The organism is Pedobacter sp. HMWF019, from assembly GCF_003061025.1.
Classification (GTDB): Bacteria; Bacteroidota; Bacteroidia; order Sphingobacteriales; family Sphingobacteriaceae; genus Pedobacter.
The window spans coordinates 1-7,295 of the sequence record NZ_QAIL01000054.1; the positions used below are offsets into that span (position 1 = coordinate 1).

Genomic DNA, 7,295 nt, shown 5'->3' on the forward strand with positions numbered 1-7,295 from the left:
TATTTTTTTTAAAAATTTTAAAGATTTATTTGAATTTAAGTTTTAAATAATCTTTGTAAAGTATTGATAATGTTTATTTTGATGTTTTTGTTTTTATTTGGTGTGTTTGTTGGTTGTTGTGGTTTTTTGTTGCGTTTTAAGCCGTTTTTTGTGGTGTTGTTCAGGTGTTGTGTCCTGCTCGATGAAGGTACACTATTTACCCGGTAAATTAAAAACAATTTTAGTCGATAAATTAAAGAGTGTATAGGGAATGTAAGAGAAAAGGGACTTGTGGATTAAGCCCTCCCCTCCCCTTGTATCTGATTTTGCAGCTAACTTTATGAGGTCAAATATGATGTCAATGTAACGTGTTTTTTGATTTACAGAGCTGAAGGTACAGCAAAATTATAAGGGTTCCGGAAGCCTTATAATTCGCCTTTTTTAAGGGAAAAAAGATAGGGGGCAGGCCGGTAATTTTTGCGAAAGAGATGCCGTTTTTTTAGAACTGGTTTCTTCTTTTTTTGTAGATGGGATAGAGGAAAACTGCACCCAAAATCAGGACGGCTCCGACATAAAATCCGGGGGTCATGGTCTCTTTATTTCCGAAGAAAAGGAAGGCTAGAAGGATACCGTAAACCGGCTCGAGATTGGTGATCAGTGCCACCCGGAATGCAGATAAATAACGCATTACTCCAACCCCTGCAACATAAGCAAGTGCTGTGCAAACTGTACCTAAAAGGAAAAGGTAAAGCCAGTCGCTGCTGCTTAAACTGAAGGTCTCTGTGAGCAGGCTTTTGTCAAATAAACGGTATAAAGTGATCCAGAAAAATGCGCCTGCGATCTCGTAAAAACTGATGATTCTGGCCTCACTTTTTTGGACCAGGCTGGAATTGATGACCGAAAAAAGGGCGGAAGCTACCGCTGCAGAAAGACCGAAAATGATTCCTAAAGTGTATTTTGTTTCGAATTTAAAGATCAGATAAATGCCCAGAATAATGATGAAACCGATCACCACATCGCCCGTTTGCATCCTTTGTCTTTTCATGAGGGGCTCTAAAATTGCAGTAAAAAGCGTAAATGAAGAGAGGCAAACCAGGGTTACAGAAACGGTGGACACCTTGATGGCGTGAAAGAAAAGGATCCAGTGAAGGGCTACCAGGCTTCCTGTAAAGATGAATTGCAGAAATTGCTTTCTGCTTACCTTAATACTGGTTTTGCTGAGTATAAAGTACAGGAATAGCGTAATGGAGGCAATCATAACACGATACCATACCATTTGCACTGCATTGATGGAAATCAGCGCGCCCAGAATACCTGTAAAGCCCCAGATGAAAACTGTGAAATGAAGGATGAGCAGGTTTTTGGTGGTGTTGCTGGTTTGGGTAAGGGGCATGTTATTTTGGGGCTTTCCGCAGCAAATATAAGCCTAATAAGCCGAAAAATATAGTCGGCATTAAGACCGCAAGCAGGGGCGGAATGCCTCCTTTTAAAGAGAACATCTTGGCAAAACGGTCTACAACGATGTAGGAGAAGCTGAGAAAAATCCCTATTCCGAGCGATATACCAATTCCTCCACGTACCTTTCTGGAAGATAAAGCAACGCCGATCAGGGTAAGTACGAAGGCAGAAAGGGGTTGCAGGTAGCGTTTATATTGCTCAAAGAGCAGGTCATTCATGATACCGGATCCCCTTGTTTTCTCTTTCCTGATCTTATCGGAAAGATCCTTGTTGCTCATGTTCTCAAAGATATTGTCATAAACAGAGAAGTCATCTGGCCGCATGTCAAGGATGGTATCTTTAGTGGCACCAGCGCCGCTTTTAAAGGTTTCTTTAAGACCGTTGATGTCTCTTACAGTATAATTGGTGAGTTTCCAGGAGCGCTTTACAGAGTCCCATTTGATCTCATCTGCCACCAGTTTTTTTGCCAGTACATCTCCTTTAAAGTTATCGAGCATAAAACGGAAGCCGGATTTGCTCTTGCTGTCAAAGCTTTCTATATAGATATAGGTGTTGTCATCCAGCTTCATGTGGATGTTTTGCTTGCTGGTGGGGTCATTTTTCTTCATGTACACGTTCTCAAAATTGTTTTTGATTTGATTGGTATAGGGAAGAATAAATAAATTGGATAGCAAATTGGCAGCAAATATGAAGGATGCGGAAATGAAATAAGGGCGCAGAAAGCGGTTAAAGCTTACTCCGCCACTCAATATCGGTACAATCTCCGTCTGATCGGCCATTTTAGCGGTGAAAAAGATCACGGCAATAAAGTTGATCAGTGGGGAGAGCATGTTGACGTAAAAAGGAATTGATCCTGCGTAATATAAGGTGAATACCTGCCAGATGGTGAGGTGGTTACCCAGGAAATCATCAAGTTTCTCAGAGAGGTCAAATATAATGATGATGACAATAAACACCGTAAGGGTATAAATAAATGTACCTAGGTATTTACTGATAATATACCAGTCAATGATCTTAAATCTGCTGCTGAGGAACTTCATCTATAATTTATTGCCTAAGATAGTGACCATTTTGTTTTTCCAGGCATAAAACTCACCGCTGATGATCTTTTCCCGGGCTTCTTTTACCAGCCACAGGTAGAAATGGAGGTTGTGCAGGGTGGCAATTTGTGCACCAAGGATTTCTTTGGAATGCATTAAATGTCTTAAGTAGGCTTTAGTATAAACCTGATCTGCAAAGAGGTCGCTATCGGCTTCAATAGGAGAGAAGTCATTTTCCCATTTTTTATTTCCGATATTAATAATGCCGTTTTTGGTGAAAAGCATACCGTTTCTAGCATTTCTTGTTGGCATTACACAGTCAAACATATCTACACCAAGGGCAATATTTTCCAGGATATTGACTGGTGTACCTACACCCATCAGGTAACGGGGTTTATCTTCTGGTAAGATATCACAAACCACCTCTGTCATGGCATACATTTCTTCGGCTGGTTCTCCAACAGAAAGACCGCCAATGGCGTTTCCTTCTCTGCCCATAGAGGCGATGAATTCTGCTGATTTTACCCTCAGGTCTTTGTATACTGAACCCTGAACAATAGGGAAGAGGGTTTGATCGAAGCCATATTTGGGTTCTGTAGAGTCAAAACGGGTGCAGCAACGCTTTAGCCAGCGGTGTGTCATGTTGATGGATGCTGCGGCGTATTTGTAATCACATGGATAAGGGGTACATTCATCAAAGGCCATGATGATATCTGCACCGATGGTCCGCTGGATATCCATTGCATATTCTGGTGTGAAGAGGTGTTTGGAGCCATCTATATGTGATCTGAAGGTCACACCCTCTTCTTTGATTTTACGTACTTTGCTTAGCGAATACACCTGATAACCTCCGCTGTCGGTTAAAATCGGACGGTCCCAGCCAATGAATTTGTGTAAGCCACCGGCTTGTTCCAGGATACCCAGACCCGGGCGAAGATATAAATGATAGGTATTACCAAGGATGATCTGTGCATCGATATCATTTTTCAATTCCCGCTGGTGAACTGCTTTAACTGTTCCTGCTGTGCCTACCGGCATAAATATAGGGGTTTGTATCTCTCCGTGTGCAGTGCTTACTACACCTGCTCTTGCTTTCGACTGCGCGTCCTGGGCCTCTAAAGTAAATTTCATCTGTGTTTTTTTATTCCTTTGGGGTCAAATGGCGCTCAAATAAGGTGCGCCTGTGCTCTGTTTTGATAGCTTCCCAAAAAATCTCGTCAAAAATAGCAAAAAAGGAGGGATTTAAGCGCTAAATTTTTTATCAACATACAGAGGCATTACAGATTAAAAACCAGAAATTTGACATCTTTTAGAAATACCATCGTGGAATTAACCTTAATTGAAATCTGCCTGCTCGGCATATTAGTTTTTTGTTTTGTCGTACAGCTGTATTTTACGCTTTTTGTACATCAGAAATTAGCCTCCGTCTCTATAGAAGAACCGCTCCCAAATGGCATAAGGCCTTTAAGTATAGTGATTTGTGCCCGTAATGAAGCGGAGAATTTGAAAACCTTTCTGCCGGTAATCATGGAGCAGAATTATCCTGATTTTGAAGTGATCGTGGTGAATGACCGCTCCTGGGATGGTACAAGGATTGTTCTGGAGGAGTTTGCGGAAAAGTACGAAAAGCTGAAGGTCGTAACTGTCGCTGATGGTGGAAAGTTCATTGCAGGAAAGAAATTTGCAGTGACCATGGGTATTAAGGCTGCGAAAAATGACTGGCTTGTTTTTACGGATGCGGATTGTTATCCGGCTTCTCCAAACTGGTTGCTGGGTATGCAGCAACCGCCGGAAGACCATAAAGAAATCCTCCTGGGTTATTCCCCTTACATTAGAAAAAGAGGCTTATTGAATGCTTTAATCCGTTTTGAAACCTTTTTTACGGCTGTAAACTACCTTTCTTTTGCTTTGAAAGGCATGCCTTATATGGGGGTTGGCCGGAATATGGCTTATAAGAAATCGCTGTTTTTTAGAAATAAGGGCTTTGCTGCCCATATGCATATTCCTTCTGGCGATGATGATCTTTTTGTAAATGCGCATGCAACGGCGAGGAATACAGGCATACGTATCCATCAGGATACGCAGGTGTGGAGTTTACCAAAGACCAGTTTTGCAGCTTATCTGAGACAGAAAAAGAGACATTTTGGAGCAGGTAAAATGTACAAAAGCAAACACAGGTTCATTTTGACCGCCCAGGCATTGATCCAGTTTTTATTCTATATGATGCTTATTGCAGCCTGTTTCTTTAAAGCGTTGTGGTATCCTGCAGCAGGTATTTTTGGCCTGAGCATTTTGATCAGGTGCTTTGTATATCCTAAGTTACTAAGGCGTTTAAACTACCCTGGTCTGGCCTGGTGGTTCCCTATTCTGGATATACTCCTGTTCATTTTTCTAATCTTTAACGGCATTCTGTCTATATTTGTTAAAAAAGCCCAGTGGAAATAAAATCAACAATCATTCAAAAATATTTTAAAGATCTGACTGAAACGCAAATTGCGCAGCTGGATCAACTCTATCCTTTATACAGTTTCTGGAATGCACAGATCAACGTGATCTCCAGGAAAGATATTGAAGAGTTGTACGAACGACATATTCTCCATTCACTGGGAATAGCCAAGTTCTGCACTTTTAAAAAGGGAGAAAAGGTTCTGGACGTGGGTACAGGTGGTGGTTTTCCTGGTATCCCCTTGGCTATTCTTTTTCCTGATACGGAATTCCATCTGGTAGATTCTATAGGGAAAAAGATTAAAGTGGTTACAGAAGTGGCTTCTGCACTGGGCTTAAAAAATGTAAAGGCCAGTCATTTGCGTGCAGAGCAGATCACGGATCAGTATGATTTTGTGGTGTCCAGGGCGGTAACACGTTTAATAGATTTCTATCCCTGGGTGAAAGGGAAGTTTAAAAAAGACTCCAAGAATGCAATTCCAAATGGGATTTTATATTTAAAAGGTGGGGAATTAGAGGAAGAAATTAAAGAATCCAGGCTAAAAGCAGAGCTGTATCCACTGGCGGAATACTTTGAGGAGGATTTCTTTGAAACTAAATATGTGGTGTACGTACCACAGTAACAACTTTTAAAATGAAAAAGGGAAGCTTAAGCTTCCCTTTTTTTATGGATTATTTTCTTTTGTTGGTGGCACCGGTGGCGGTGGGGGTGCTGGCTGATCCTTTTTTACGATGGGTGGAGGAAATTTTATTTGATCGTGGCCTGTGTTCTTTTTATGATTTGGTTTTATAATCGGCGGCGGGAATTTTACGGAGCCATCATTTTTTGCCCCTTTATGCCGTTTTGGTGCGGTAGATTTTATTGGGGCCGCAGGTTTTGCTTGCTGGTGATGCGTACTTTTTTTAGTGCTGTCTTGTTGTTGCACTTCAGTTTTCTGAGGCGATAGATCAATCAGGGCGTACTCTTTGCTGAAGGCCAGAGTAGAGCAGCAGAGCATACCTCCGGCAATTGGTAGAGCCAGCAGAAATTTGAACCGGGATCGGAATCCGGATTTTTCTTTGTCTAACATAGTGATTCTCGTTTTTAAAATTGATGGGTTAAATATTTGATTAGTGAGTTGATTTACTGGGTTTCCAAATGAATTCTGAATTAAAAAAAGGGCGTATTCATGTTTTTGAATAGCAGATCTGGTGGTCAGATCATCGGCTATATATTCATGGATCAACTTAATTTCTTTTTTCAGAAACAAGGTGATTGGGTTAAACCAACTGAGGATTTGGATCAGTTCAAACAGGAGGATGTCGAGACTATGCCTTTGTCTGATGTGGACCATTTCATGCTTAACAATAATTTCCTTATTAGGTGCAGAAGGGTTCATGAACAACAGGCTGAAAAATGAAAAGGCTGTATCTGAATTTTTCAATTCTATGTAAATGAGTTCATTATGCTTTTGTTTTTTTGAGGTTAAGGCAAGATGGGCCAATGCGATCAGCTTGACAAGCAGTTGGAGGCCGAGCAGACCAACGGCGATAAGATAGATCAGTACCAAAAGCGGACTAAAACCATCCCAGTAATAACTGGTGTTTTCGAGATGGGGAATTGGAGTTACAGGGGAATTTTCTTGTCCAGTAATCCATTGATGAAGGTAACTGATTTGCAACAGGGGCAAAATAAAGGAAATCAGGCTGGAGGAAATAAGATAGTACCTGTTTAAAGTGTAAAATGTTTCTTTCTTTAGGGCCAGCAGATAAAATGCATAAAAGATAACCAGATATACATTTGCTTCTATGAGGTAATACAGTAGGTTCATGATTTTCTGTTTTTAAGTTTTTCGGCCAGTTGGATCAATTCGTCAAGCTCGTCCATGTCCATGTTTTTTTCCTTAACTAAAAAGGACATAAGGCTTTGGTAGGAATTTTCAAAATAATTATTCATTACTTTATCAAAAGCAAAATGTTTGTATTGAGCTTCTGTAATGAGTGGGAAATAGATGTAGGTATTACCAATAGCCTTATGATCGATAAATCCTTTGCTTTCAAGCACTCGTATAACGGTGGAAACGGTGTTGTAAGCTGGTTTAGGTGGGTTCATTTTTTCAATGACATCTTTTACCAGTCCTTCTTTAATTTCCCATAAAATTAACATGACTTGTTCTTCTGCTTTTGTAAGTTCTCTCATCTTCTAATGATTAGGTTAATTAAAGCTACAACTATTTTTATAGTTTTCAAACTATTTTTATAGTTTTATTAAGTGTTTTTCTTTTATTTCTTTTTGTGTATTTATTTTTCTTTTGGATTGATGAATGTTAATTTAGCCTATGAGTATAATCCATCAAATAGGCCTTTCTTTTATTGATACAGTAGGCCCTGTAT

At 40.2% G+C, this 7,295-nt stretch carries 7 protein-coding genes; 2 read left to right on the plus strand and 5 right to left on the minus strand.

Annotation, left to right across the window (positions count from 1 at the left end; translation table 11 throughout):
* Positions 1-478: 478 nt before the first annotated feature.
* The 3 genes from DBR11_RS03890 to tgt are packed head-to-tail and all read right to left on the minus strand — an operon-like array spanning position 479 to position 3,608.
* Positions 479-1,372, minus strand: coding sequence for a DMT family transporter (locus DBR11_RS03890; protein WP_108550307.1), 894 nt, complete (start codon positions 1,370-1,372; stop codon positions 479-481).
* Position 1,373: 1 nt separating this feature from the next.
* A complete protein-coding gene (locus tag DBR11_RS03895) occupies positions 1,374-2,477 on the minus strand; it encodes an LptF/LptG family permease (protein ID WP_108550308.1) in 1,104 nt (367 codons plus the stop codon).
* Positions 2,478-3,608: a tRNA guanosine(34) transglycosylase Tgt gene (gene tgt, locus DBR11_RS03900; RefSeq protein WP_108550309.1), complete on the minus strand. Its 1,131-nt coding sequence runs from the start codon at positions 3,606-3,608 to the stop codon at positions 2,478-2,480. It abuts the gene before it with no gap.
* Between the two features lie 168 nt (positions 3,609-3,776).
* Here tgt and DBR11_RS03905 point away from each other — a divergent pair, with 168 nt between their 5' ends.
* Both DBR11_RS03905 and rsmG read left to right on the plus strand, forming a co-directional pair.
* Positions 3,777-4,922 carry a glycosyltransferase gene (locus tag DBR11_RS03905; protein WP_233260635.1) on the plus strand — a complete coding sequence of 382 codons (1,146 nt, stop codon included), beginning with the start codon at positions 3,777-3,779 and terminating at the stop codon, positions 4,920-4,922.
* Complete coding sequence (gene rsmG, locus DBR11_RS03910) at positions 4,913-5,545, plus strand: 16S rRNA (guanine(527)-N(7))-methyltransferase RsmG (protein WP_108550311.1); 633 nt, start codon at positions 4,913-4,915, stop codon at positions 5,543-5,545. The genes DBR11_RS03905 and rsmG overlap by 10 nt, the downstream gene beginning before the upstream one ends.
* Before the next feature lie 42 nt (positions 5,546-5,587).
* Here the strand turns inward: rsmG and DBR11_RS03915 are convergent, their stop codons facing one another.
* Together DBR11_RS03915 and DBR11_RS03920 are read right to left on the minus strand one after the other, a co-directional pair.
* Positions 5,588-6,733 (minus strand): M56 family metallopeptidase, encoded by a 1,146-nt coding sequence (locus DBR11_RS03915; protein WP_108550312.1) that lies wholly within the window; start codon positions 6,731-6,733, stop codon positions 5,588-5,590.
* On the minus strand, positions 6,730-7,101 hold the full coding sequence (locus DBR11_RS03920) for a BlaI/MecI/CopY family transcriptional regulator (protein WP_108550313.1): 372 nt from the start codon (positions 7,099-7,101) through the stop codon (positions 6,730-6,732). Before DBR11_RS03920 ends, DBR11_RS03915 begins: the two co-directional genes overlap by 4 nt.
* Positions 7,102-7,295 lie beyond the last annotated feature (194 nt).